Origin of the sequence: Pseudomonas sp. GW531-T4, from assembly GCF_017349615.1 — a bacterium.
Taxonomy (GTDB): Bacteria; Pseudomonadota; Gammaproteobacteria; order Pseudomonadales; family Pseudomonadaceae; genus Aquipseudomonas; species Aquipseudomonas chlororaphis_I.
On record NZ_JACMZT010000041.1, the window covers coordinates 26,049 to 50,154 of the forward strand.

Genomic DNA, 24,106 nt, shown 5'->3' on the forward strand with positions numbered 1-24,106 from the left:
ACAGAACCTCTTGTTATGCGTGAGGCGAGGGCTTTCGCAACCCCTGTGCCAGTTTTCACTGGCGCTTAACTCGATGATTTGAATGGGGTTTATTAACGGTGGCGAGAGAGCGCCGGATACAAGCTGTCGCAATTTGCGAATGCCTTGAGACAAGTCCGGCCTGAACTTACCCGCCGCGAATTCGTCGTAAAGGGGCTCGTTATAAAAGGAGCATTGAACAAGGAGATGTGCAGTGAAGATTTCAACGATCCTGGGAACCGCCGTGTTGCTGGCTCCATTCTTTGCCCAGGCTGCGACGACCCCGGCCGAGCCGGAACTGCCGGCGTACCAGAGCAGCCTGGCCAGCTACCGCTGCGAGGGTGGGGTAGAGGTGCAGGCGGCGTACCTGAACATCGATAACGGCGCCTCGTTCGCCACCCTGTATTACAAGGGCCAGCTGATCCCGATGCATATCGCCCGCTCAGGTTCCGGCGCGCTGTATGTCGCCGACGACGAGCAGAACAGCTACCGCTGGCACACCAAGGGCGACAGCGGCCTGTTGAGCTTCCTGGAGGCCGACCACACCGCCAAGGAACAGCAACTGCTCAAGGACTGCAAGGAGCAGAAGGCCGAGGAGCAATAACGCCCTCAGTCGCAGTCTCGCTTGTCCGGCCGGCGAAGGCCCAGGCTGTTGCGTTGTTCCTCCATCCGTCATCGCGAGCAAGCTCGCTCCTACAGGGGTTGCGCATTCTCCGTAGGAGCGAGCTTGCTCGCGATAGATCGGCACAAGCGCCGCTGACCTAGCGGTTGAAACGCTCCACCAGCGAGTACTGGGTGGTGGCGGTCTGGGTCAGTTCCTTGCTCAGTTCGGCCGAGTGATGGGCCTGTTCCGAGGTCTGGTCGGCCAGTTGCGCAATGGTGCTGATATTGCGGCTGATTTCCTCGGCGACGGCGCTCTGCTCCTCGGTGGCGGCGGCGATCTGGGTGGTCATGTCGGTGATGTTGGCCACTGCCTCGCTGATGCCCAGCAGCGCCTGGTCGGCCTCCAGCACCCGGGCCACGCCTTCCTCGGCCTGGCGCTGGCCGCTTTCCATGCTCTGCACGGCGTTTTGCGAAGAGTTCTGCAACTGGGTGATCAGCTCATGGATCTGCTGGGTCGATTGCGCGGTGCGCTGGGCCAGCTGGCGCACCTCGTCGGCCACCACGGCGAAACCGCGGCCCATGTCACCGGCGCGGGCCGCTTCGATGGCGGCGTTGAGTGCCAGCAGGTTGGTCTGGTCGGCGATGCCCTTGATCACATCGACCACGGTGCCGATCTCGTCGCTGTCCCTGGCCAGTTGCGCGACGTTCTGCCCGGTCTCGCCGACCACCTGCGACAGGCGTTCGATGGCTTCGCGGGTATCGCGGGCCACTTCGCGCCCACGCCCGGTCAACTGGTTGGCGGCCTGGGTGGCGTCGGCGGTGCGCTGCACATGGCTGGCCACTTCCTGGGTGGTGGCGGCCATCTGGTTGACGGCGGCGGACACCTGCTCGGTTTCCAGTCGCTGGCGGTCCAGGCCGCGGGAGCTGTCGCTGGCCAGGGTGTCAGAGCGGCTGGCCAGGGCATTGAGCTGCTCGGCGCTGTCCTGCAGGCGGGTGAGGCAGGTTTTCAGCCGCGCGTCCTGGCTGACGAAGGCGGTTTCCAGGCACGCCTGGGGGCCGTGGGCGTCGCTGTACATCTGCGCGATCAACGGGTCGCAGGTGGACGAGTCGGCCAGTTGCAGCAGGCGCCGGGCGGCATGGTTCTGGCGCTGCATCGCCAGCAGCGCCAGGGGCACGGAGACCCCGGCGGCCACCGCCAGCGCCAAAGGCGGCGCCAGCCAGAGACCGCTCAGGCCACCGGCCAGGCCCGTGGCCAGGAAGGGCGCCCAGCCGAGCAGGGCCGGTTGCCAGCGATGTCGGCGGGGGATGGCCGGCTGCTGGCGGTTGAGGCGCTGGTAGAGGTCTTGCGCGCGACGGATCTGTTCGGCGCTGGGTTTGACCCGGACCGACTCGTAGCCGACGATCCGGCTGCCCTCGAAAATTGGCGTGACGTAGGCGTTGACCCAGTAATGGTCGCCGTTCTTCGAGCGGTTCTTGACGATGCCCATCCACGGCTGGCCCTGTTTCAGCGCTGCCCACATATGGGCAAATACCGCGGGGGGGACATCGGGGTGACGGACGATGTTCTGTGGAGCGCCGATCAGGTCATCGCGGTCGAAACCGCTGATGTCCACGAAGGCATCGTTGCAGTAGCTGATGACGCCATGGGCATCGGTGGTGGAGATGAGTTTCTGGTTCGACCCCAGAGCCACTTCGCGTTGTGTAACGGGCTGATTGTTTCTCATTTCCAGATTGCTCCTTTTGTCCTACAAAATCCATCGGCACAATTCAGAACAATCTTAGAGAAATTTTAGAAAATTCCTTGCATAACAATTAGTTGCATTCCCATCTGCGAGGAATTCTGAATACTCCCGAGCGGGTTTTGCAGGTCGTTGAATCCGTTGGGAAAAATCTGGCGCCAAAGCAGCCCGGGCTCGCCGGAGCGAGCCGCTGACGAAGCGCAACGGGCAGGAAGCCCGCTTCAGCTGTCGTGGGCGCCGAGGGCGTATTGCAGGACTTGCAGGGCGTGGGTGAGCCGCGCCTTGCGCTTGTCGATGATGCTCGGGTCGCCATAACGCTGCGCGGCGTCGAGTTCCATCTGGCGCAATATCACCTGGTACTCGGCCTGGCGCAGGGGCGGGTTGTGCTCGAAGTGCAGGCCGTCGCAATAGCGGCTGAGGGGATCCAGCGCCCGTTGCAGGCCGGCCAGTTGGCGGTACGCGGGGTCGGGCAGGAGTTTTTCCAGGCTGCTCTTGATGGCCTCGCCGCGGGTCAGGCAACTGCTGGTGGCTTCCGGCGGGGCCGGTTCGGGGTCTTCCTGGGCGTGGCCCGTGCTGGCTGCAAGGCCAAGCAGGGCCAGCAGGGTGAGGGAGGTGAGGGCGTTCATGAAGGTCCTTGATACGACAGGCGTGCGGGGCGCTATCTTCAAGAGCCAATGCACGCCGGACCATCAGACACAACTGAAAAAGCCTTGGGTTATTTCTGAGTTTTCCCATCAGACCGTTGGGCGCAGCTTCAGCGCGAGCCGAGCATCCGCTCGATCACCGCCCACAATTGCGGGTCGTTGAAGTCCTCGACCACCAGATGCGCACCGGCGGCCAGCAGGGCCTCGGGGCTCTGGCTGGTGGCCAGGCCGACGGTGAAGATCCCGGCCCCGACCGCAGCGGTCAGGCCGGGGATCGAGTCCTCGAAGGCCATCCCGGCCTCGGCGCTGGCACCCAGGCACTCCAGGCCGGTGAGGTAGGGCAGCGGGTCGGGCTTGGCCCGCGGCAGCTCCTCGGCCACCAGCACGGTGTCGAAGCGATCGCCCAGCCCCAGCACGGCCAGCATGTGCTCGGCGTTGGCCCGTGGCGCATTGGTCACCACGCACATGCCGATGCCGCGTTCCCGGGCGAAATCCAGCAGGCGCAACAGGCCCGGCATCGGCGTCAGCTGCGGCGACAGCTGGCGAAAGCGCGCTTCCTTGCGATCGGCAAAGGCCTCGTGCTCGGCCACCGAGCGCTGCGGGAACAGGTAGCGGCACATATTGGCGTTGGCCTGGCCACTGACATGGGCCTCGAACTCTTGATGGGTGAACACCCGGCCATCTTCCTCCAGCAACAACTGCTGCAACGCCAGCAGGTGCAATTGGTCGGTGTCGGTCAGGGTGCCGTCGAGATCGAAAAGCAGGGCATTGAGCATGGCGCGATTCCTGTCAGGGCCGGGGGCTGAAGCGGTTAAGCCAGGCATCGTAGCAGCTGCCGAGGAGGGTCAGCCATTTCTTGGGGTGATTCAGAATGCTCCTAACGCCGTGAGCGGCGGTCGTTGATAGCGTCACAGCGCTGACTATCAGGTCGGCTGTTTTCATGGATCGCTACCTGAGGTGATAAATGCTTTCCGCTGCTCGCCTGGGCGACAAACATGTCTGCCCACTCCCCGGTCATGGCACCACCCCGATCGCTTCGGCTTGCGCCGATATCAACATCAATTCCATGGGTGCGGCCCGCGTGGGTGATGTTTGTGGTTGCGGTGCGGTTATCACCACGGGATTTCCTTCCATCCTTTTGAATGGTCGTCCCATGGCTCACTTAGGCAGCCCTACCAGCCACGGTGGAACGATCATCACCGGATCAACAGACACCTTCGGCGGCTTTGTCTTAGGACCGGCCCCTGATGCTGCCATCATCAACTTTGCCATGCTTGGGGCATTTCGCGCGGATGGCTCAGTGGATGATGAAAAGATGGCGACCTTGTTGGCTGACCCGAACCTGATCGCGAAGGCAACCGCTGCCAGGGCCTTGGTTGATCCAAGCGCGGCCTCCAAACAATCAGGTCAAACTGCAGGGTCTGCCGTTTGTAATGACCCCGATATGATGGAAGAACTGGCGAACTACATTGCTGGCGAGATGAATGCCAATATCAAGCATCCGTCAGTTCTGCTTATGAAAGCCTTGAACAGTTTTGACCCGGTAGAGGAAACAAGAAAGTACGCAGCCCTGCCTTTTTACATGCGATTCGGTCAAGGCCCAGATTTCTACAACTTGGCGCTTGGAAAAAAGGCCAAGGCTTTTGCTATCTGGACTGAGCGAGTGGGGCAGGACCGGCCTTGGGATCACAAGCCGAAGCTGTTGAGGCTATTTGGCGGAAAGCCTCGGCACAAACAGGGGGGCTATGATTATTTCTATGATATTTGGTCGAACATCCATTACGGATATGTAGGCAGTGCCGGAGGGCTTTCTGAGAATGCACTCCTGGATGGTGCCGGTGCCGAGCAGATCATCTCGGACTCGGTGCGAAAGGTTAAAGAGTTGATGACAGAGCCTCCCAGCCAAAGACGATTTCCCGGGCCGCATCGTTCACCTGATGTTGACGGGCTGAGGGCATGGGATGATGCTCCGGACCGCATTTCGATTAGCATTGGCATGAAGCTTTACAAGCAACATCCCAACGGGAGCGTTACAGCGAAAATGATCATGGACGAAGTACTTGCAGTTACACCGGAGGAATGGGGGGATGCTGCAAGTGAGCACAAATGTGAAACCCATTAGATACGGGCGAATCTTCGCTGTTCTTCTTCTCTTGCTACTTTCCCCCTTGGTGTTCTGCTATGTCGCTACCCCTACAGTAATTGTCTACTACCCCAAGGAAGCGAAGGAAAAGCTTGGGAGTGTCTGGAATACACAGCACAGAATATATAGGGGCGGGCGCGGCGGTTTGTACCCTGGGGAGGTTACGTTGGATTTTGGCCACATATTCCCCAATGAGAACTTCTTTATGGAGTTTTACTGGTGGGGGGACAAGATCCGTAACCATTGCGTCAATATCACCCCTAAGTGGCCCACCACTCGTATCTACCTTGATGTGGACGGCAATATTGATACCCGTCCAGGAAGTGGCACGGATACGGATCGTTTGAAGCAATGCATCACGGACACCGCGAAACCCTGACTCCATCTGCATTCATCCCCGCCATCCATCTCTCCCTTCTTATGCTTAGCTCTCAAGATCCCTCTGCTCTTGCAGGCACAGGCGGGTCTCGTCTCAGAGTGGAACAGTTGTCGCGAAATTAAACGCGGCCGGCCGGCGATTGCCTGGGAGGTGTGTCCTGGAACTCCAGCAAGCCCTTGATAAAACACATCATTTGTAAGCTGGCACGCTCCGTGTATTGCTCACCTCAGCCGTTTCTCTTGCCTCCATGCCCGGCGCGACGGGCATGGCAGAAACCATAAAAACGACGCACAACAATAATAAAGCTCCTAATAAAAAGCTCCGTGGAGGTCCGACCTTGATCAAGAGAACACTCCGAGCAGGCATGTCCAGCGGCCTGCTGGCGCTGGCGGTCTGCGCCGCCTTGCATTCCCCTCCCAGCCTCGCGGCGCGCGATGCACAGGCCATCCTCAAGGAGACCTGCCAGGGCTGCCATACCCCGGAAACGGGGGGCGGCCTGAGCCGCATCAGCCACCAGCGCAAGACCCCGGAAGGCTGGCTGATGAGCATCGCCCGCATGCAGATCATGCATGGCCTGCAGATCAGCGACGACGACCGCCGCACCCTGGTCAAATACCTGGCCGATACCCAGGGCCTGGCGCCGAGCGAAACCGACGGCGTGCGTTACGCCCTGGAGCGGCGCCTGAATACGGTGGAGAAGTTCGACGAACAGACCAGCCAGATGTGCGGCCGCTGCCACTCCGGTGCGCGGGTCGCCCTGCAACGGCGTCCGGCCCAGGAGTGGGAACGCCTGGTGAACTTCCACCTCGGGCAATGGCCGTCCCTGGAGTACCAGGCGCTGTCCCGCGATCGCGACTGGTTCGACCTGGCGCGCAAGGAGATGGTGCCGCTGCTGGCCAAGCGGTATCCGCTGGACAACCCGGCCTGGACAAAATGGCTGGGCAGCGCACCCAAGGCCGAGACCCTGGCAGGCGACTGGAGCTTCAGCGGCCACCTGCCGGGCAAGGGCGAACTGGCCGGGGTGATGAGCGTCAGCGCCGATGGCAATGACACCTTCAAGGTCAGCGTCAAGGGCCAGTACGCCGACGGCAGTCCGTTCAACGGCGAGGGCAGCGCGATCCTCTACAGCGGCTACGAATGGCGCGGCAATGTCAGCATCGACGGCGTGAGCATGCGCCAGGTGTTCGCTGCCAAAGGCAATGAATTGCAGGGCCGGATGTTCGAGGCCGAGCACGACGAACGCGGCCTGGACTTTATCGCCGCCAAGCAGGGCAGCAGTCGTTTGCTGGCGGTGCAACCGGGTTACCTGAAGGCTGGCGGTGAAACCGAAGTCACCCTGATCGGCAGTGGCCTCACCGGCAAGCCGAGTTTTGGCAAGGGCGTGGAAGTGCTCGAAGTCCTCGAGCAGAGCCCGCAGCGGATCAGGCTCAAACTCAAGGCGGCCGCCAATGCCCAACCGGGCCTGCGCAACGTCACCGTCGGCACGCTGAAAGGCCCGACGCTGTCGGTCTACAGCACAATCGCCGAAGTCAAAGTCGTGCCTGAGTTCTCGGTGGCGCGTATCGGCGAGGGCGGTGGCTCGACGCCCAAGGTCCAGGGCCGCTTCGATGCCGAAGCCTGGGGCAAGGGCGCCGATGGCAAGCCGTACCGCATCGGCGTGTTCCCGGCGCAGTGGAAGGTCGAAGCCTTCGACGAGCGGGCCAAGGAAGACGAGGACGTCAAGTTCGCAGGCCAGATGCAGTCCGACAGCGGCGTGTTCATTCCAGGCGATGCCGGGCCCAACCCGCAGCGCAAGATGTCCACCAACAACGCCGGCAACCTCAAGGTGATCGCCGCCGTCGACGACGCAGGGAAATCCCTGACCGGCGCAGGCCACCTGATCGTCACCGTGCAACGCTGGAACAATCCACCCATCCCTTGAGGCGCGGTCCGTGACTTGAGACACCCTTTCGGAATGACCGCAGGCCCCCGCGAAAGGGGGCCGGCACAGGAGGTTTGCAATGGGCGCTATCTTGAATCTGGTCGAACGCAACCTGCACGAAGTGCAGGTCGATGCCGACCGCATGCTGTTCCATATTCCCAGCAGTTCGCTGTTCGCCAGCGATGAGTTGACCGGCACCATCATCGACACCTTGCGCGGCCCCGGCTGCACCCCGGAGGACCTGGTCCAGCGCCTCGGCGCACGGTTCAACGGCGAGGAAATCAACGAAACCCTGCGCGAGCTGATCGCCCTGGAACTGGTCAGCGACGGCTCGCCGCTGACCCCGGAGATCGCCGTCAAACGGGTCGAGCGCACGGCGATCAACACCCTGGTGCTCAACGTCAACACCGGCTGCAACCTGAGTTGCACCTACTGCTACAAGGAGGACCTGGACAAGCCCTCGGCGGGCAAGAAGATGGACGTCGAGACGGCCATCGCCTCGGTGGAAATGCTGCTCAGGGAATCCCCCGATGAAGAGCGTTTCACCGTGGTGTTCTTTGGTGGCGAGCCGCTGAGCAACCGCAAGCTGATCGAATACATGGTCGACTACTGCGAGAAGCGTTTTCGCGAGGCGGGCAAGTTCGTCGAGTTCGTCATGACCACCAATGCCACGCTGCTCACCGAGGAGACAGTGGACTACCTCAATGCCCACCGCTTTGGCTTGTCGGTGAGCATCGACGGGCCGAAGACCGTGCACGACCGCAACCGCATCACCGTGGGCGGGCAGGGCACCTATGACGTGGTGCGGCGCAAGGCGAAGATGCTGCTGGCGCGCTACGACAGCCGCCCGGTCGGTGCGCGGGTGACCTTGACCACTGGCGTCACCGATGTGGAAACCATCTGGGACCACCTGTTCAACGAACTGGGTTTCGCCGAGGTCGGGTTTGCCCCGGTGACCTCGGGCGATATCAGCAGCTTCAACCTCACCGGCGAAGAACTGATCGAAGTCTTCGCCAGCATGAAGCGCCTGGGCCGGCGTTACCTGGAGGCGGCCCTGGAGCATCGCAATATCGGTTTTTCCAACCTGCACCAGCTGATCACCGATATCCACGAAGGCCACAAGAAGGCGCTGCCCTGTGGCGCCGGGCTGAAGATGCTGGCGGTGGACCACAAGGGCGAGCTGAACCTGTGCCACCGCTTTACCGGCTCATCGCTGCCGACCTTCGGCAATGTGCGCGACGGCGGGGTCAAGCAGATGGAGCTCAACGACTTCCTGTCCCAGCGCCTGGACCGCAGCAACACCGGCTGCGACAGCTGCCGCATCCGCAACCTGTGTTCCGGCGGCTGCTACCACGAGAGCTACGCCCGCTACGGCGACCCGGCGTACCCGACCTATCACTATTGCGAACTGATGCGTGACTGGGTGGACTTCGGCATCGAGGTCTACAGCCGGATCATGGCCCACAACCCTGCGTTCATCAGCAGCTACATCACTCCGCGCAAGGCTCACTGACATGAAACATCTCAAGCCGATCAATAACAAAGCCCAGAAACTGGAACAGGCCGCCGACGAGAACCGTATCGAAGAGGTGGTTGCCATGAGTTCGGTGGCCGGTTGTGCCTCGACCACCGACCCGGGCTGGGAAATCGATGCCTTCGGTGGCGTGTCGTCCTTGTGCCAGCCGATGGAGGCCGACCTCTACGGTTGCTCCGACCCGTGCTGGTGGCCGGCCCAGGTGCCGGACATGATGAGTACCTACCCCGACTGGAACAAGGACGCCCAGGCTTCCAACGAGAACTGGCGCAATCTCGGCACCGTGTTCCCCAAAGACAAGTAATCGGTCAGTAGAAGGATTCCAGCATGCTTCGCAAAAATGCCTGCGGCCTGGCCGCTTCCGTGATCCTGGGCGCCTGTTCCCTCGGCGTCCTGGCCGACGACAACACTGACAACAAGGCCCTCAACGCCGGCCATGAATACATGGTCACCACCAACTACCCGAACAACCTGCACGTGATCGACCTGGCCAGCGACACGCTGTACAAGACCTGCAAGATGCCCGACGCCTTCGGCCCCGGCACCGTGCAACTGGCGCCGGACCGCAAGGTCGCCTACGTGCTGAACAACCACTACGCCGATGTCTACGGGGTCGAGCTGGACAGCTGCAAGCAGGTGTTCCACGCCAGCATCACCCAGCAGCCGGGGGAAAAGGCCCGCTCGATGTTCGCCTTCACCGTCAGCCACGACGGCAAGGAGCTGTACACCGTGGCCAACCCGACCCAGATGCTCAACGACCGCTATGAGGTCAAGCAGCCGCGGCTGGACGTCTACGCCACCGACGCCGGGCTCAAGGCCAAGCCGGTGCGCAGCTTCCCGGCGCCACGGCAACTGACCATCATGCAGAGCGGCGACGACGGCTCGCTCTATGTGGCCGGGGCGGATGTGTACAAGGTCGACGTCAAGACCGGCAAGTTCGACGTGCTGATCCCCAGCCGCCACTGGAAACGCCCGAACTACAGCGCGCCGGACGTGCTCTACGTGTGGAACCAGCAGACCTGGCGCCATGACTTCTCGCTGCTCTACACCGCCGCCAAGTTCAAGGACAAGAAACAGGACCCGGCCAGCGCCGAGTACCTGTACGGTCTGTTCAGCATCGACTTGAAGACCGGCAAGAGCGAAACCACCGACTTCGGTCCGCTGACGGAGATCTACTTCAGCGGCATGCGTTCGCCGAAGGACCCGAACCTGATGTTCGGTGTGCTCAACCGCCTGGCCAAGTACGACATCAAGCAGAAAAAACTGCTCCAGGCCGCCACCCTGGACCATTCCTACTACTGCATTTCCTTCAACAAGGCAGGCAGCAAGATCTACCTGGCCGGGACCTTCAACGACGTGGCGATCTTCGATGCCGACAGCCTGAAGCAGATCGGCAGCATCAAGCTGCCGGGCGGGGACATGGCGATCACCACGGCCCAGGTGTTCGAGCGTTAGGCGTCGATACCGCCATCGCGAGCAAGCTCGCTCCTACAGGGGAATGTGTCATCTCCCGACACCGCACTCCAAATGCATGCGGTCCCTTGTAGGAGCGAGCTTGCTCGCGAAAAATCTAAAGATCGCCGCCGATCAATTGCCCGGCACCGGGCAGCTCAGGTCGCCTTCCTGGCACTTGAGGTAGGTCTTGAACGCCTCGACCCGGGCCTTGGTCAGGTCGGTGGTGCAGTTGCTGTAGATCAACGGATAGACGCTGCCACCGGCAACGCCCGACGCGGCGAACCCGCATTCCGCATCCCGGAAGGCCACCCAGGCGCGCTGGGCGCTGACCAGCAGCTTCTTGCCGTCCGGGTTGTCCTTCAGGCGCTGGGTGATGCGCTGGTAGAGCGTGTTCAGTTCCTTGTCCGCGGCCTGGTGCTGCTCGGCGGCGCACTGGTTCATGGCGGCCTGGGTGGTGGCGTTGGCACAGTCGGCGGCCTGTGCCAGCGGGGTGAGCAGCAGCGGCGCCAGGGCCAGGAAAATGCGTGGGTTCATGGGGATTCTCACAGTGAAGGGGGACACACCGACAAGGGGCATCGCCCGATGTTGGCGTCGCGCGGCAAGGGCCGCCGGTCAATCGTCGTCATAATCGCCGCCGGACAGCTCGAAGGCCGCGGCCTCGACCGCGCGGACCGGTGACAGGCTATAGGGCGCGATCTTCAGCCTGTCGAGGCGTCTGCTGTACGCCTGGTCGAAGTCGTTATAAAACGCGGAGAAATCGGGAGACGCGATCAGTGCCTCAATGTCTTTAATGTAGCGGTGGTAGTTTCCAACGTTGCTCATGTGAGCCTGCAAGGATTTTTTGAAGGGCATTGCCCAGAACAGAGCGACCTTCGAATCCCAGATCGGGTAGAGCTGCGGGCGCAGAAAGTGCAGGAGCTTGGAGGTGCCCACTACCGAGTGCAGGCTGTTGGCCAGATCCTGCATCTGCGCCGTGTCGATCAGGACGTCCGACTCCAGTGCGCAGGCGAGGGCGGCCGAGGCTCTATCGACATGTCTGGCATTCACCCGGGCCACCCTGGGCATCCAGCCGTAGCACATCGCCGATAACTGCAACAGCAGGTCGCCACTGTCGTGGGTGCTGGCCAGGGTCCTGGAGGCGGCCAGCAGGGCGGGGTAGGAGCGCAGGTAGGTCAGCGACTGAGGCGTCAGTTCGATCAGCGGCTCGTCGATCAGCCTGATCGCCCGGCGCAGTTTTTCCAGGGTGATTGCGGGGGATGTCTGGGTCATCGGAGGCATTCCATTTCTGTTGTCCGCTGCGCTCACTACCGCGTTGGGCAGCGGCGAGGCAGCCATTGGCGAGTGGCGAGCTTAGCCCTGTTTTTCGGCGGCGGGGCGAGGGATTTCAACCTGTGCCTGGTCGGGCGGTAAAAAAATACGCAACTATCAGGTTGCGTTTTTCGCGAGAGCGTCTAGGGTTTCATCACTGGAGGTGACCCATGAACTCATCAGATCGCATCGAAAGAAAGATCCTGCTCAAGGCAACCCGTTCCCGTGTCTGGGCCGCGCTGGCCGATGCCGAGGCGTTCGGCAGCTGGTTCGGCGTAGCGCTCGCGGGCCAGCGTTTTGTCGTCGGGCAACGCACCCGGGGGCAGATTACCTACCCCGGGTATGAACACCTGGTCTGGGATGTGCTGGTGGAGCGGCTGGAGCCCGAACACCTGTTCGCCTTCAGCTGGCACCCTTACGCGGTGGAGTCTGGAGTCGACTATTCCGTCGAGCCCAGCACCCTGGTGCAATTCGAACTCGAAGACCTGGACGGCGGTACCTTGCTGCGGGTGGTCGAGTCGGGGTTCGACGGCATTCCACCCGAGCGGCGGCTCAAGGCGTTTCGCATGAACAGCCGCGGCTGGGACGAGCAGATGAACAATATCGAGACCTACCTTGGCCCCTGATACTTCTTCCCCATCCCTGTTGCCGGTGGCGGCATCGCTGGACGGCTCGGCCATGATCTTCGCGGCACTGGGTGACGAGACCCGCTTGCGGCTCGTCGCCATCCTGTGTGGTGGCGGCGCCATGTCGATCACCCAACTGACCCTCGGCACCGATATCAGCCGCCAGGCGGTGACCAAGCACCTGCAGGTGCTGGCGCAGGCCGGGCTGGTGCGCGACGCCAAGCTGGGGCGCGAGCGCCTGTGGGCGTTCGAGCCGGGCCGGCTGGCCGAAGCCCGGCGCTCGCTGGAGGTGATCGGCCAGCAGTGGGATCAGGCCCTGGGTCAATTGCAGGCCTTTGTCGAGTCATAACGGAAATCATCACGGATGTTCGAGTTTTACCTGAAACGCTGGAACCTGCAGGTCGATGGCGCGCCCATCGTCACCCCTGGCAGCCACCTGTTGCCAGTGCGCCTGGACGACGCGCCGGCGATGCTGAAGATCGCCCTCGACGACGAGGAAAAATACGGCAACCGGCTGATGGCCTGGTGGGCCGGGGAGGGCGCCGCCCGGGTCTACGCGCACCACGGCGATGCCTTGTTGATGGAGCGGGCCATGGGCCGGCGCTCGCTGATGCAGATGGCCCTGGCCGGCGAAGACGACGAGGTCAGCCGGATCGTCTGCGCCAGCCTGGCACGCCTGCACGCGCCACGCTCGACACCCTTGCCGCCGCTGTTGACCCTGCCGGAATGGTTCAAGGCCCTGCGCCTGGCCGCCCGGCACGAGGGCGGGATGTTCCTGCGCTGCCTGGCCACGGCCGACGAGTTGCTGGCATCCCCTCGGGAACAGGTGGTGCTGCACGGCGATATCCATCACGACAACGTGCTGGATTTCGAGGAGCGCGGCTGGCTGGTGATCGATCCCAAGCGGGTCATGGGCGAGCGCGGCTTCGATTTCGCCAACCTGATCTGCAACCCGGACCTGCCGACCAGCGGCGATCCGCAGCGCTTCACCCGCCAGGTCGAGGTCATCGCCCAGGCCGCGGGGCTGGAGCGCAAGCGCCTGCTGCAATGGGTGCTGGCCTATACCGGGCTGTCCGCCGCGTGGTTCCTGGAGGACGGCGACATAACCAGCATGGAACACGAACTGCAGGTGGCGGAGTTGGCCATCCAGGCCCTGGAAGGCGCGGCCTAGGGGTTTTGGTCAGTGGTTTTATGGCGAAAGGCTTACATGCGCTGGCTGCTATTTCGCCTGTTGCCGATTGGGCGACAGGCTTAATCTTCATTCACCAACTGCAGCGCAGGACGCGCTCAGGGTCATGGATGACCGACCATGTGCAAGGATGCAGCGACAGGATGTCGTAATGGTCTTGAAAAAAACCCGCTTCGGCGGGTTTTTTTTCGCCTGTGGAAAAGCTAGAGGTGACGGATCTCCTCCGGCACATGCCCCCAGTTGTCATGGCGACCGTCGGCGTAATGCACCGGGGCCGCAAGCAGCTCTTGCAGGTCGATGTCATCCAGGGTCATCACCTGCACCGCGACATAGTCGCCGCCGATCTCCTGCACATGACCGCGCCCGAAGGTGCGCACGCCGCAATGCTTGCAGAACAGATGATGGGTATTGCCACGGTTGAACCGATAGTCGCTCAGCGCCTGTTCGCCGCTGAGCAGGCGAAAGGCCTTGGGGGCGATGATCGCGTTCCAGTTGCGGGTCTTGCTGCAGATCGAGCAATTGCACTTGTGGGTGCCCAGGCTCAAGTCGATCTCGACTTCATAGCGCACGGCACCGCAATGACAACTGCCGGTGTAAGTCTTGTGCATGGCAAGGCTCCTGAGGGAAGGCTGGGCCAGAGTGTAGAGGCTGCCTGAACACGCGCGGGAAAACTTTTCAATTAAGGCCAGTAGCCAGTATTGAACATACCCTGCTTAGATGAAAAAAGTTCAGATAAGAGCATGTAAGTTCGTCCGCTGGGTAGCGCGAAGGACCTACCAGAGTTGGTAGGTTTACAAGTATCCGATTGCAGATAGAGTTTCAGCCAAGAAGACGGGTTCTGTCTCACTACAAATACATTCTGTCAAAACGGGCAGACAGTGTTTGGAATGCGCGGTGGGCGATTTCCGCTTTCAGTTCATCACCAGGCCGCTGTTCCGGGTGCTGCTGTTTTGTCGTTCATTATGTTTTGTTTTTAAGTTCGACCTGCCACGAATACAGCGCGCGCCTTGTTTGTCGTGCCCAACTTATAAAACTGCCTTTCATGCCGAGGTTCATTTCAAGTGATCTCTGGCGTGCCTGTGTGGTTGAAAAGCAAAAGGTCCCCGCACTTATGAAACATGTACTTGTGGTTCGTTATTCGCAAAGCGGTCAGTTGAGCGAAGTGGTCGAAAGCCTGATCTCGCCCCTGCGTTCGACGCAGGAGGTCAAGGTGCATGAAGTGGTGCTCAAGCCCCGGGTCGCCTATCCGTTTCCCTGGCCGGTGGGCAGGTTTTTCGACGTGTTTCCCGAGACCGTGCAACTCAGCCCGCCGGCCATCGAACCGGTGCATACCGATCATCCATGGCCTTTCGACCTGGTGATCCTGGCGTATCAGGTCTGGTACCTGTCGCCGTCGCCGCTGATCACCGCGTTTCTCCAGAGCGCGGAAGGCAAGCGCCTGCTGGCCGGGCGCCCGGTGGTCACGGTGATCGCCTGCCGCAACATGTGGCTGATGGCCCAGGAGGTGGTCAAGCGCCTGCTGGACGAGGCCGGCGCGCGGCTGCGCGACAACGTCGTGCTGACCGACCGGGCCAATACCTTCGCCACCCTGATTACCACGCCGCGCTGGATGTTCACCGGCAGCCGCGAGTCATTCCTCGGCCTGCCCAAGGCCGGGATCAGCGCCGAGGATGTCCAGGGCGCCGCACGTTTCGGGCGGGCATTGAAGGCCGCCCTGTATGCCAATAAAGAGAAAGCCAAAGGGCCGATGCTGGCCGGGCTGGGGGCGGCGCCCGTCAACCCCGGGCTGATACTCAGCGAGCGTGCGGCCTATAAAGGCTTCAAGTTCTGGTCGGGAATAATTTGCCGTTTCGGCAAGTATGGGCAATGGCTACGGCGACTCTTGCTGGGCGTGTTCATCGTTTATCTATTGCTGGTCATCTTGACTGTCCTGCCTATTTCACTGGTGTTACGCCGTTTGCTTCATCCCTTTATCCGGACGCGACTGGACGAGTTGCAGCGTTATTACGAACAACCGTCCGGCTCGCAACTAAATCTTGAAACTGAAGAGTGAAATCATCATGAGTGAATCGTTTGTCTATATTACGAAAACATCCACTTATATGCCGGGAGAGGCAGTGGATAACGATACGATGGAAAGCATTCTCGGGTATGTGGGCGGGCGACCTTCACGGTCTCGGCAAGTAGTGCTGCGCAATAACGGTATCAAGCAGCGCTATTATGTGCTGGACCCGCAGACCGGTATTCCCCGTTTCACTAACGCGCAAATAACCGCCGAGGCGATCAAGGGCCTGGTGGGCGACGGTTTTGCCCTGGACTCCATGGAATGCCTGTCCACCGGCACCACCATGCCGGACCAGCTGATGCCCAACCATGGCGTGATGGTGCATGGCGAGTTGGGCAACAAACCTTGCGAAGTGGTGTCCACCGCCGGCATCTGCCTGGCGGGCCTGACCGCATTGAAATACGCCTACCTGTCGGTGCTGTCGGGGGCCAGTCGCAATGCCGTGGCCACCGCCTCGGAGGTGCCTTCGCCGGTGCTGCATGCGCGCAATTTCGATGCGGAAAACGAGGCGCTGGTGGCGCAGATGGCGGCCCGCCCTGAAATCGCCTTCGATAAAGACTTCCTGCGCTGGATGCTGTCCGATGGTGCCGGGGCCTTTCTGCTCGAGAACCAGCCACGGGCCGGCGGCCTGTCGCTGCGCATCGACTGGATCGACATCTTCTCCTACGCCAACGAACTGCCGACCTGCATGTACGCCGGCGCGGAAAAGGCCGAGGACGACAGCCTGGTCGGCTGGAAGCTGCTGACTCCAGAAGAGTGGGCCTCGCGCTCGATTTTCGCGATCAAGCAGGACGTGCGGCTGCTGAACGAGAACGTGGTGAAGTACACCCTCGGCAAGCCGCTCAAGGAGGTGATGATCAAGCGCAACCTGTCGCCCGAGGCCATCGACTGGTTCCTGCCGCACATGTCGTCGGAATACTTTCGCCAGCCGATTGCCGAGTGCCTGGAAAACACCGAACTGGCGATTCCCCAGGAGCGCTGGTTCACCAACCTGTCCGAGCGTGGCAACACCGGCTCGGCGTCGATCTACATCATGATCCACGAGCTGCTGGAGTCCGGGCGCCTGCACAAGGGGCAGCGCCTGCTGTGTTTCGTCCCGGAAAGCGGGCGCTTCTCCGGTGGCTTCATGCACCTGACGGTGGTCTGACGCGCCTCGCCATGGCGCAACAACCCGGTGGCCGGCGCGGGCCGGCCACTGTTTCGTGGTACGCATCCAACTGCAAGGGAATGACTATGGAAACCCTCGAGCAACGTGTGAAAAGAGTGGTGGCGAGCGAACTGGCCGTCGACCTGGCGCAGATCGGCAACCAGGACTCGTTTGTCGGGAACCTGGGAGCGGACTCGCTGGCCCGGGTGGAACTGGTGACGGCCCTGGAGACCGAGTTCGAACTCACCATCCCGGACGACCAAGCCGATAGCCTGCAGACCGTGCAGCAGGTGATCGACTACCTCCGACAGGCCACTGAGCACGCAGTCCCGGCCTGACGTCGGTCAAGCGAAGATGCGGCCAGGGCTCAGCTGGCCGATAAGGTTGCCCTGGCCCGCATCTTTCTTCCCCCCGGCGTGCGCAGGTCTCAGGCCTGCTGCCACTGCGCCACGACCCTGTCGACTATCTCGCCGCGTTGTTGGATGGAGTTCGCCGCGAGCCGCTGGGCTTCTTCCACCACCGCTTTGGGCGCTGTCCGTGGGCTACCGGCGGCGAAAGGCGGAGCCGGGGCGTACTCCAGTTGCAACTGCACCCGCTGCGCCGTTGCCTCGCCGAACAGCTCGCCGGCCAGGGTCAGGGCAAAATCGATCCCGGCGGTAATCCCGCCTCCGCTCAACAGGTTGCCGTCGCGCACCACGCGTTCCTGCACCGCGATCGCCCCCAGCGCCTCCAGCAAATGGTGGTAGGCCCAATGGGTGGTGGCGCGCTTGCCACGCAACAGCCCGGCCGCGCCGAGCACCAGGGAGCCGGTGCACACCGAGGTGACGTAACGTGCCTGCGCCGCCTGCTGGCGGATGAAATCGAGGGTCTGCGGGTCTTCCATCAACGGCCCGACACCGGCGCCACCGGGGATGCAGATCACGTCCAGCGGCGGGCAGTCGGCGAAGCGTGTGGTCGCCTGCAACACCAAACCAGTGCTGGCGGTAACCGGCCCGTGCGTCTTCCAGACCAGATGCACCTGCACGTCCGGCAGCGACGCGAGCACATCGTAGGGGCCGGTCAGGTCGAGTTGCTGGACGTTGGGGAACAACAGGAAACCGATCTGCAGCGTCATGGGGTATCTCCCTGGAAAAGTTCGAAGGTGCCCACCCTTATGTGGCTGGACGGTTCGACTCTAGCGCCCTAGGCTTTGGCGAATACGCCAACCTGCCCACGATTTACGCCAACCATGCCCCAGACCGCCAGAACCGTTCATGTACTGACTTTCGCCAACGCCCAGGTGCTCGACGTCACGGGCCCGCTGCAGGTGTTTGCTTCGGCCAACGACCTGGCGCGGCATAAAGGCTTGCCGCTGCCCTACGCGGTGAACGTGATCGCCGCGGGCGACGGGCCGGTGACCACCTCGGCCGGGCTGGCGCTGCTGGCCGAGCCCTTGCCGGCGCCGGGCACGCCTTGCGACACCCTGATCATCGCCGGCGGCTGGGGCGTGTACGCCGCGGCCGAAGACCCGGCGCTGGTGGCCTGGGTCCGCCAGCAGGCGGCGCTGGCGCGGCGGGTGGCGTCGGTGTGCACCGGGGCCTTCCTGCTGGCCGCCAGCGGCTGGCTCGACGGGCGCCGGGTGGTCACCCACTGGACCCGCTGCGAGCAACTGGCGCGGCAATACCCGCGCTTGCGGGTGGAGGCCAACCCGATCTTCATCAACGAGGGGCCCGTCTGGACCTCGGCCGGCGTCACCGCCGGCATCGACCTGGCCCTGGCGTTGGTCGAGGCGGACCTGGGGCACGCCATGGCGCTGGACGTGGCCCGGCAACTGGTGGTGTTCCTCAAGCGCCCGGGCGGCCAGTCGCAATTCAGCGCGACCCTGGCCCTGCAAAAGCAGGGCAGCCGCTTCGACGACCTGCACGCCTGGATCGCCGAAAACCTCGGTCGCGAGCTGAACCTCCCGACCCTGGCCGAACAGGCCGGCATGAGCGAACGCAGCTTTGTCCGCCACTACCGCGCCGACACCGGCCAGACCCCGGCCCGGGCCATCGAACAGATCCGCGTGGAAAGCGCCCGGCGCCTGCTCGGCGACAGCGGCGTACCGATCAAGCGCATCGCCGTGCAGTGCGGTTTCGGCAGCGAAGAAACCCTGCGCCGCAGCTTCCTGCGGCTGGTGGGCGTGACGCCGCAGGCGTATCGGGAGCGCTTTTCGCCGGAGGGGGAGTCAGGCTTCCAGTAGTTCCAGCAGCGCCTGCAAGGTCGCCTGCGGCGCTTCCTGGGGTACGTTGTGGCCGATTCCGGGCAAGATCCGGCGTTGGTAAGGGCCGGTGAACAGGCCGATGTCTTCATCCTCTTCGCTGGCCGGGCCGACTCCGTCGGCGCCGCCGCACAGCGAGATGGTCGGTACGCGGATCGGCGGTTGCTGCGCCAGGGCCTGCTCGATGTGTTCCAGGCTCGGGTCGCCCGGGGCGTACATGAAGCGATGCCGGTAGGAGTGGATCACCACCTCGACGAAGTCCGGGTTGTCGAACGACGGCGCGCTCAGGTCGTAGAGTTCGCGGCCGCGATCCCAGGTCGGCGACCACAGTTGCCACAGCAGTGCGCACAGTGCGCGGCGGTTGGCGGTCAGGCCGTCCACGCCGCGCTGGGTGTGGAAATAATACTGATACCAGAGCCGGTGCTCGGTCTCGGGCGGCCGCGGTTGGGTCGAGCGGGCAATGTCCTGGATGTTGTAGCCGTCGGCGCTCACCAGGCAGCGCACCCGCTCCGGCCACAGGGCCGCGACGATGCAGGCGGCGCGACCGCCCCAGTCGAAACCGGCGAGGGCGGCCCGGGGGATCTCCAGGGCATCCATCAGGTCCAGCAGGTCCTGGGCCAGCGCCGCCTGCTGCCCGGAACGCAGGATGTCCGGGCCGGCGAAGCGGGTCGGCCCGTAACCGCGCAGGTACGGCACTATCACCCGGTAGCCACGCGCCGCCAGCTCGGGGGCGATCTCGTCGTAGCCGCGCGGGTCGTAGGGAAAGCCATGCAGCAGAATCACCGGCGCGCCGTCGGCGGGGCCGTGATGTTCGTAGGCGATGTGCAGGCGAGGTGTCTGGAGGTACTGGACAGAGGGCGAGCTGTTCATGACGGATCCGGCGACAGGGAAAGCAGCAACCTTAGCTCAATCCGTGTGTCTGGCCAGTGTCGTGTGGAGACTCCGTGCGTGGGTTTTGCCCTGACGGCATAAAGCGCTGACGAAGGCGTCACACCTCAGTCAGGGGCTACAGGAAAGTGAGCTCGGCGCTGGTCGTGAGGTGCTTGAAATGGTGCTGCCACAACCGCACTCCCAACTGCCCGCTGCGGTCCAGTGACGAGCCCAGGGTCAGGTCGGTGATCAGGGTCGGTTGCAGGCCGGCGTCGAACAGGGCGAAGCCGGCGGCGAGCACGCAGGTGTCGGTCTGGATGCCGCAGACCAGCACGCGTTCGGGGGCCAGGCTGCGCAGGTAGGCGATGGTCTCTGGCGTGGGGGCGTAGCCGTGCTTGATGAAGATGCGGTCGGCGGCGACCAGGCTGTGGTCATCGGCGGCGGGTTGCCAGCCGAGCTGGCGGACGAAGGGGGTTTGGCTTTCGTCATGGCGTTCGACGGTGGCCACCGAGGGCAACTGGCCGAGCAGGGCGTTGATGCCGTCCACCAGCCAGTCCGGCGGGTTGAACGTGGGTTGCACATCGATGATCAGCAGCACCTGGCGCATGGGAATCCTTGAGAGGGCCGGGGCGGCCTATTCTGCCCGCAATCCGCCATTGCCGCGAACCGCTCGCGCGGGCAAAACACGCCACCTCTGTAGCCGCTGCCGAGCCCGCGAGGCTGCGATCGGCCCGGAGGGCCGCTAAGCCTGACACCTCGTAGGATCTGGGGAAACGCGGTGCCTACCTGGCGAGTCCTTCGGCCTCGATCGCAGCCTCGCTGCGCTCGGCAGCGGCTACAGCGGCCGCGCATTGCGGCAGGCACCCTGGTCGTCTTTCGTAGGCGCGCAGCTTGCGCGCGATGAAGGATGACACGGTGTATCCGACATTCCGCGTTGCCCCTATCGCGGGCAAGCCTCGCTCCTACGAGAGCGAGGAGGCCGGTCACGGCTGCCAGAAGATCTTCCGAGCCAGGGCTCAGCGCACCCGCAAGCCCTGCAACAGCGCCTCCAGGCCGACCAGCGCTTGCTGCAAGCGTTGCCCCGGATGCTCGTCGCGGGCGATCCACAGCGAGGCGTCGAGCAGGCTGCCGTTGATCAGGCGCGCCAGGGCTTCGCTGGGGGCGTTGACCACCAGGCCGGCCTGCATCAGCTCATCCAGCAGTGTGCTCAAGGACGCCACGCACTGTTCTTCGCTGGCCTCGGTCAGGTCCCCGAGTACCGCGCGCGCATCCTGCAGGACGATGCGCTGGATCTCCGCTTCCTGGGCCATTTCCAGGTAGGTGCGGCAGCGCTGGACGAAGGCTTCCCAGAGGTCGTCGGTGCCGCGCGAGATCGCCTCCAGGCGCTGGTCCATCTCCGCATCGAGCTGTTCCACCACCGCCGCCAGCAGGCCTTTCTTGTCGCCAAAATGGTGATACAAGGCCCCCCGGGTCAGGCCCGCCTCGGCCGTCAGGTCGTCCATCGAGGTGTTGGCATACCCCAGGCTGCCAAAGGCCTGGCGGGCACTGGCGATGAGTTTGCTGCGGGTTTCTTCGATCATCTCGGCGCGTTGACGCGGGCTCATGGCGGGCACTCACACAGCTGACAGGTGGATTGACATACGCCGCGTATGTTATCATGCTTTCTCACATACGCGCCGTATGTATTTTTGTCTTGCGGTGCATTTCTGGCAAGCCTCAGACAAGGTGTGATGACGATGGCAAACCCTTACCGCGAACTGTTCAAGGCCCCCGGCAGTCGCGCTTTCGTGGTGGCGGGGATGATTGCGCGGATGCCGATGTCGATGACCGGCATCGGCCTGATCACCATGCTGGCCCAGCTCAAGGGCGGTTACGCGCTGGCCGGTGCGGTGGCGGCGACCTTCGCCCTGGCCACGGCCTTCTGCGCGCCCCAGGTGTCGCGTCTGGTCGACCGTTTCGGCCAGGGCCGGGTGCTGCCGATCGCCGCCGGCCTGGGTGGCGGGGCGCTGCTGGCGTTGTTGCTGTGCACCCGGTTGCAGGCGCCGCACTGGACGCTGTTCCTGTTCGCCGCCCTGGCCGGCTGCATGCCGAGCATACCGGCGATGATCCGCGCCCGCTGGACCGAGCTGTACCGCGGCCAGCCGCAGTTGCAGACTGCCTATGCCCTGGAATCGGTGCTCGATGAGGTGTGCTTTATCGTCGGCCCGCCGTTGTCGGTGGGGCTGTGCGTGGCGGCCTTCCCCGAGGCCGGGCCGCTGGCGGCGCTGTTGCTGCTGGCGATCGGCGTCACCGCGCTGGTGGCGCAACGGGCGACCGAGCCACCGGTGCATCCCCATGAGGCCGGGCACGACGCGTCGATCATCCGGTCGCTGGAGTTGCAGTTGCTGGTGTTGCTGATGATCGCCATGGGCATGATCGTCGGCGTGGTGGACGTGGTCAGCGTGGCGTTCGCCCAGCAGCAGGGGCAACCCGCGGCGGCGAGCATCGTGCTGTCGGTGTACGCCATCGGTTCCTGCCTGGCGGGTATCGCCTTCGGTGCGTTGAAACTGAATATCCCGCTGCCGCGCCTGTTCATGTACGGCGGCATCGCCACCGCCGTGACCACCCTGCCATTGCTGCTGGCGAGCAATATCCTCGGCCTGTCCCTGGCGGTATTCGTCTCCGGCCTGTTCTTCGCCCCGACCCTGATCGTCGCCATGGCCCTGGTCGAGAACATCGTGCCACCGGCCAAGCTCACCGAGGGCCTGACCTGGCTGGTCACCGGGGTGAGCATCGGCGTGGCCATCGGCGCCGCCAGTTCCGGCTGGCTGGTGGATGCCTTTGGCGCGCGCAGCGGCTTCTGGGTGGCGCAGGCGGCGGCAGTGGTGGTGCTGGGGGCGGCGGTGCAGAGCTGCCGCCGACTGACCCGCGGCCAGCCGGCGGTCGCCTGAGCCTTACCCGCCGCGCCCGGAGTTGACCCAGAAATTCACCGACAGCGAGGTGGACACAGAATGCTCTGCACGTCCACGGCGGTCTCTCTTGTCGGTTGGTTTGATCTGCGACTGGAACGAAGGCTGTGCCGGGAAATTTATGGGGGCGGATGATCCAATGCCGATCGGTCAGCGAAGGGGATCTACTGTAGGAGCGAAGCTTGCTCGCGATGGTCGTTAACGATACCGATGTATTGGCTGGATAAACGTGGCGCTCTCAGGTTCATCGCGAGCAATCGAGCGTCGACCGGCTGCTCCTGCAGATCAGCGTCAGGCCGGTGGCGGCTACTAATTTGCCGCTCAGGTGGCACGTCCAGTCTTTACCATCATTTTTTTCAAGGGGAACACCGTGACCCAGCTGACGCTGCTATGCCTGCCGTATTCCGGAGCCAGCGCCATGGTCTACAGCCGCTGGCGCCGCAAGCTGCCGCAATGGTTGCACCTTGCGCCGGTGGAGCTGCCCGGGCGTGGCGCCCGTTACGCCGAGCCGCTGCACACCGACATGCGCGAGCTGGCGCGGCAACTGGCGGTGGAAATCCGCGCCAATCTGCGTATGCCCTATGCCTTGTTCGGCCATAGCCTGGGGGCGCTGCTGGCCTGCGAGCTGGCCCACGCCCTGCGGGCCCTGGGTTGTCCGGAGCCGGTGGCGCTGTTCGCTTCGGGGACCGCGGCGCCGACCCTGCGCACCGACTACGACCGGGGTTTTGCCGACCCCAAGACCGACGAACAGCTGATCGAGCAGCTGCGTACCCTCAACGGCACCAGTGAAGAGGTGCTGGCCAACCAGGAGTTGATGAGCCTGACCCTGCCGATCCTGCGCGCCGACTTTCTCCTGTGTGGCCGTTTTCGCCCGCTGCAGCGCCCGTTGCTGAACTGCCCGGTGCATGTCCTGGGGGGCAAGGCCGACCGGGCCACCACCGAACAGCTGATTGGCTGGAGCAAGGAGACCCAGGGCAGCTTCTCGGTGGACATGCTGGCGGGCGGGCACTTCTTCATTCACGAGCACGAAGCCAAGGTCCTGAGCCTGATCAAGGGCCACCTTGAGGTGCATCGTCGGCGTCACCTGCAACCCGAAGCGGCGACCGCCCTGTAGCCGCTGCCGCAGGCTGCGAATAGCCGGCACGGCCGCGGCGCTCGGTGGCCCATCGCAAGATCGTCAAGCAAGGCCCTGCGGGCCTTATCGCAGCCTCGCAGGCTCGGCAGCGGCTACAGGGTCGGAGACTGGCTTCATGTAGCCGCTGCCGCAGGCTGCGATCG

At 63.3% G+C, this 24,106-nt stretch carries 25 protein-coding genes; 15 read left to right on the top strand and 10 right to left on the bottom strand.

The window, feature by feature from the left end; all coding sequences use genetic code 11:
• Window positions 1-232: 232 nt before the first annotated feature.
• Window positions 233-622: an MliC family protein gene (locus J4D28_RS25075; protein WP_009050022.1), complete on the top strand. Its 390-nt coding sequence runs from the start codon at window positions 233-235 to the stop codon at window positions 620-622.
• Between the two features lie 157 nt (window positions 623-779).
• Here J4D28_RS25075 and J4D28_RS25080 read toward each other — a convergent pair whose 3' ends face one another.
• The 3 genes from J4D28_RS25080 to J4D28_RS25090 form a co-directional block, all read right to left on the bottom strand.
• On the bottom strand, window positions 780-2,345 hold the full coding sequence (locus tag J4D28_RS25080; protein WP_009050021.1) for a PAS domain-containing methyl-accepting chemotaxis protein: 1,566 nt from the start codon (window positions 2,343-2,345) through the stop codon (window positions 780-782).
• A gap of 236 nt (window positions 2,346-2,581) precedes the next feature.
• Complete coding sequence (locus tag J4D28_RS25085; protein WP_009050020.1) at window positions 2,582-2,986, bottom strand: DUF1090 family protein; 405 nt, start codon at window positions 2,984-2,986, stop codon at window positions 2,582-2,584.
• 128 nt (window positions 2,987-3,114) lie between these two features.
• On the bottom strand, window positions 3,115-3,780 hold the full coding sequence (locus tag J4D28_RS25090) for an HAD family phosphatase (RefSeq protein WP_009050019.1): 666 nt from the start codon (window positions 3,778-3,780) through the stop codon (window positions 3,115-3,117).
• A gap of 188 nt (window positions 3,781-3,968) precedes the next feature.
• On the opposite strand from J4D28_RS25090, the gene J4D28_RS25095 reads away from it, so the two are divergent.
• The 5 genes from J4D28_RS25095 to peaD all read left to right on the top strand — a co-directional run bounded on the left by J4D28_RS25095 (window position 3,969) and on the right by peaD (window position 10,436).
• Entirely contained in the window at window positions 3,969-5,126 is a 1,158-nt protein-coding gene (locus J4D28_RS25095) for a polymorphic toxin type 44 domain-containing protein (RefSeq protein WP_103331678.1), read from the top strand.
• A gap of 740 nt (window positions 5,127-5,866) precedes the next feature.
• Window positions 5,867-7,447 (top strand): quinohemoprotein amine dehydrogenase subunit alpha, encoded by a 1,581-nt coding sequence (peaA, locus tag J4D28_RS25100; RefSeq protein ID WP_103331684.1) that lies wholly within the window; start codon window positions 5,867-5,869, stop codon window positions 7,445-7,447.
• Between the two features lie 79 nt (window positions 7,448-7,526).
• Window positions 7,527-8,960, top strand: coding sequence for a quinohemoprotein amine dehydrogenase maturation protein (gene peaB / locus J4D28_RS25105; protein WP_103331679.1), 1,434 nt, complete (start codon window positions 7,527-7,529; stop codon window positions 8,958-8,960).
• 1 nt (window position 8,961) lies between these two features.
• On the top strand, window positions 8,962-9,285 hold the full coding sequence (gene qhpC / locus J4D28_RS25110) for a quinohemoprotein amine dehydrogenase subunit gamma (protein WP_007921889.1): 324 nt from the start codon (window positions 8,962-8,964) through the stop codon (window positions 9,283-9,285).
• A gap of 23 nt (window positions 9,286-9,308) precedes the next feature.
• A complete protein-coding gene (gene peaD, locus J4D28_RS25115) occupies window positions 9,309-10,436 on the top strand; it encodes a quinohemoprotein amine dehydrogenase subunit beta (RefSeq protein ID WP_028683004.1) in 1,128 nt (375 codons plus the stop codon).
• Between the two features lie 132 nt (window positions 10,437-10,568).
• Here the strand turns inward: peaD and J4D28_RS25120 are convergent, their stop codons facing one another.
• Window positions 10,569-10,970: a lysozyme inhibitor LprI family protein gene (locus tag J4D28_RS25120; RefSeq protein WP_103331680.1), complete on the bottom strand. Its 402-nt coding sequence runs from the start codon at window positions 10,968-10,970 to the stop codon at window positions 10,569-10,571.
• A 78-nt stretch (window positions 10,971-11,048) separates the two neighbouring features.
• On the bottom strand, window positions 11,049-11,705 hold the full coding sequence (locus tag J4D28_RS25125) for a hypothetical protein (protein WP_103331681.1): 657 nt from the start codon (window positions 11,703-11,705) through the stop codon (window positions 11,049-11,051).
• A gap of 209 nt (window positions 11,706-11,914) precedes the next feature.
• Between J4D28_RS25125 and J4D28_RS25130 the strand changes: the two genes are divergently transcribed.
• The 3 genes from J4D28_RS25130 to J4D28_RS25140 are packed head-to-tail and all read left to right on the top strand — an operon-like array spanning window position 11,915 to window position 13,541.
• On the top strand, window positions 11,915-12,370 hold the full coding sequence (locus J4D28_RS25130; RefSeq protein WP_041989655.1) for an SRPBCC family protein: 456 nt from the start codon (window positions 11,915-11,917) through the stop codon (window positions 12,368-12,370).
• The gene (locus tag J4D28_RS25135) at window positions 12,360-12,719 is read left to right on the top strand and encodes a helix-turn-helix transcriptional regulator (RefSeq protein ID WP_081001266.1); all 360 of its coding nucleotides are present in this window, start codon (window positions 12,360-12,362) and stop codon (window positions 12,717-12,719) included. Before J4D28_RS25130 ends, J4D28_RS25135 begins: the two co-directional genes overlap by 11 nt.
• A 15-nt stretch (window positions 12,720-12,734) precedes the next feature.
• Complete coding sequence (locus J4D28_RS25140; protein WP_041989661.1) at window positions 12,735-13,541, top strand: aminoglycoside phosphotransferase family protein; 807 nt, start codon at window positions 12,735-12,737, stop codon at window positions 13,539-13,541.
• Between the two features lie 221 nt (window positions 13,542-13,762).
• Here the strand turns inward: J4D28_RS25140 and J4D28_RS25145 are convergent, their stop codons facing one another.
• Window positions 13,763-14,167 (bottom strand): GFA family protein, encoded by a 405-nt coding sequence (locus J4D28_RS25145; protein ID WP_009050010.1) that lies wholly within the window; start codon window positions 14,165-14,167, stop codon window positions 13,763-13,765.
• A 503-nt stretch (window positions 14,168-14,670) separates the two neighbouring features.
• On the opposite strand from J4D28_RS25145, the gene darA reads away from it, so the two are divergent.
• The 3 genes from darA (at window position 14,671) to darC (ending at window position 17,109) form a co-directional block, all read left to right on the top strand.
• On the top strand, window positions 14,671-15,612 hold the full coding sequence (gene darA / locus J4D28_RS25150; RefSeq protein WP_009050009.1) for a 2-hexyl, 5-propylresorcinol biosynthesis aromatase DarA: 942 nt from the start codon (window positions 14,671-14,673) through the stop codon (window positions 15,610-15,612).
• Window positions 15,613-15,619: 7 nt separating this feature from the next.
• On the top strand, window positions 15,620-16,771 hold the full coding sequence (gene darB / locus J4D28_RS25155) for a beta-ketoacyl synthase DarB (protein ID WP_038577434.1): 1,152 nt from the start codon (window positions 15,620-15,622) through the stop codon (window positions 16,769-16,771).
• An 86-nt stretch (window positions 16,772-16,857) separates the two neighbouring features.
• Window positions 16,858-17,109 carry a 2-hexyl-5-propylresorcinol biosynthesis acyl carrier protein DarC gene (gene darC / locus J4D28_RS25160; protein ID WP_053269579.1) on the top strand — a complete coding sequence of 84 codons (252 nt, stop codon included), beginning with the start codon at window positions 16,858-16,860 and terminating at the stop codon, window positions 17,107-17,109.
• Between the two features lie 89 nt (window positions 17,110-17,198).
• Here the strand turns inward: darC and inhA are convergent, their stop codons facing one another.
• Window positions 17,199-17,885, bottom strand: coding sequence for an isonitrile hydratase (inhA, locus tag J4D28_RS25165; protein WP_041989677.1), 687 nt, complete (start codon window positions 17,883-17,885; stop codon window positions 17,199-17,201).
• A 114-nt stretch (window positions 17,886-17,999) separates the two neighbouring features.
• Between inhA and J4D28_RS25170 the strand changes: the two genes are divergently transcribed.
• Complete coding sequence (locus J4D28_RS25170; RefSeq protein WP_028683001.1) at window positions 18,000-18,992, top strand: GlxA family transcriptional regulator; 993 nt, start codon at window positions 18,000-18,002, stop codon at window positions 18,990-18,992.
• Here the strand turns inward: J4D28_RS25170 and J4D28_RS25175 are convergent.
• The 3 genes from J4D28_RS25175 to J4D28_RS25185 all read right to left on the bottom strand — a co-directional run bounded on the left by J4D28_RS25175 (window position 18,978) and on the right by J4D28_RS25185 (window position 21,484).
• Window positions 18,978-19,880 (bottom strand): alpha/beta fold hydrolase, encoded by a 903-nt coding sequence (locus J4D28_RS25175; RefSeq protein WP_103331682.1) that lies wholly within the window; start codon window positions 19,878-19,880, stop codon window positions 18,978-18,980. The genes J4D28_RS25170 and J4D28_RS25175 overlap by 15 nt on opposite strands.
• A gap of 136 nt (window positions 19,881-20,016) precedes the next feature.
• Window positions 20,017-20,487, bottom strand: a complete 471-nt coding sequence (locus J4D28_RS25180) for a cysteine hydrolase family protein (protein ID WP_103331683.1) — start codon at window positions 20,485-20,487, stop codon at window positions 20,017-20,019.
• Between the two features lie 409 nt (window positions 20,488-20,896).
• Window positions 20,897-21,484 (bottom strand): TetR/AcrR family transcriptional regulator, encoded by a 588-nt coding sequence (locus J4D28_RS25185; RefSeq protein ID WP_053269576.1) that lies wholly within the window; start codon window positions 21,482-21,484, stop codon window positions 20,897-20,899.
• Between the two features lie 132 nt (window positions 21,485-21,616).
• Between J4D28_RS25185 and J4D28_RS25190 the strand changes: the two genes are divergently transcribed.
• Together J4D28_RS25190 and J4D28_RS25195 are read left to right on the top strand one after the other, a co-directional pair.
• On the top strand, window positions 21,617-22,810 hold the full coding sequence (locus J4D28_RS25190) for an MFS transporter (RefSeq protein WP_009050001.1): 1,194 nt from the start codon (window positions 21,617-21,619) through the stop codon (window positions 22,808-22,810).
• A gap of 388 nt (window positions 22,811-23,198) precedes the next feature.
• Entirely contained in the window at window positions 23,199-23,942 is a 744-nt protein-coding gene (locus J4D28_RS25195) for a thioesterase II family protein (RefSeq protein ID WP_028682997.1), read from the top strand.
• The last annotated feature ends 164 nt before the right edge of the window (window positions 23,943-24,106 follow it).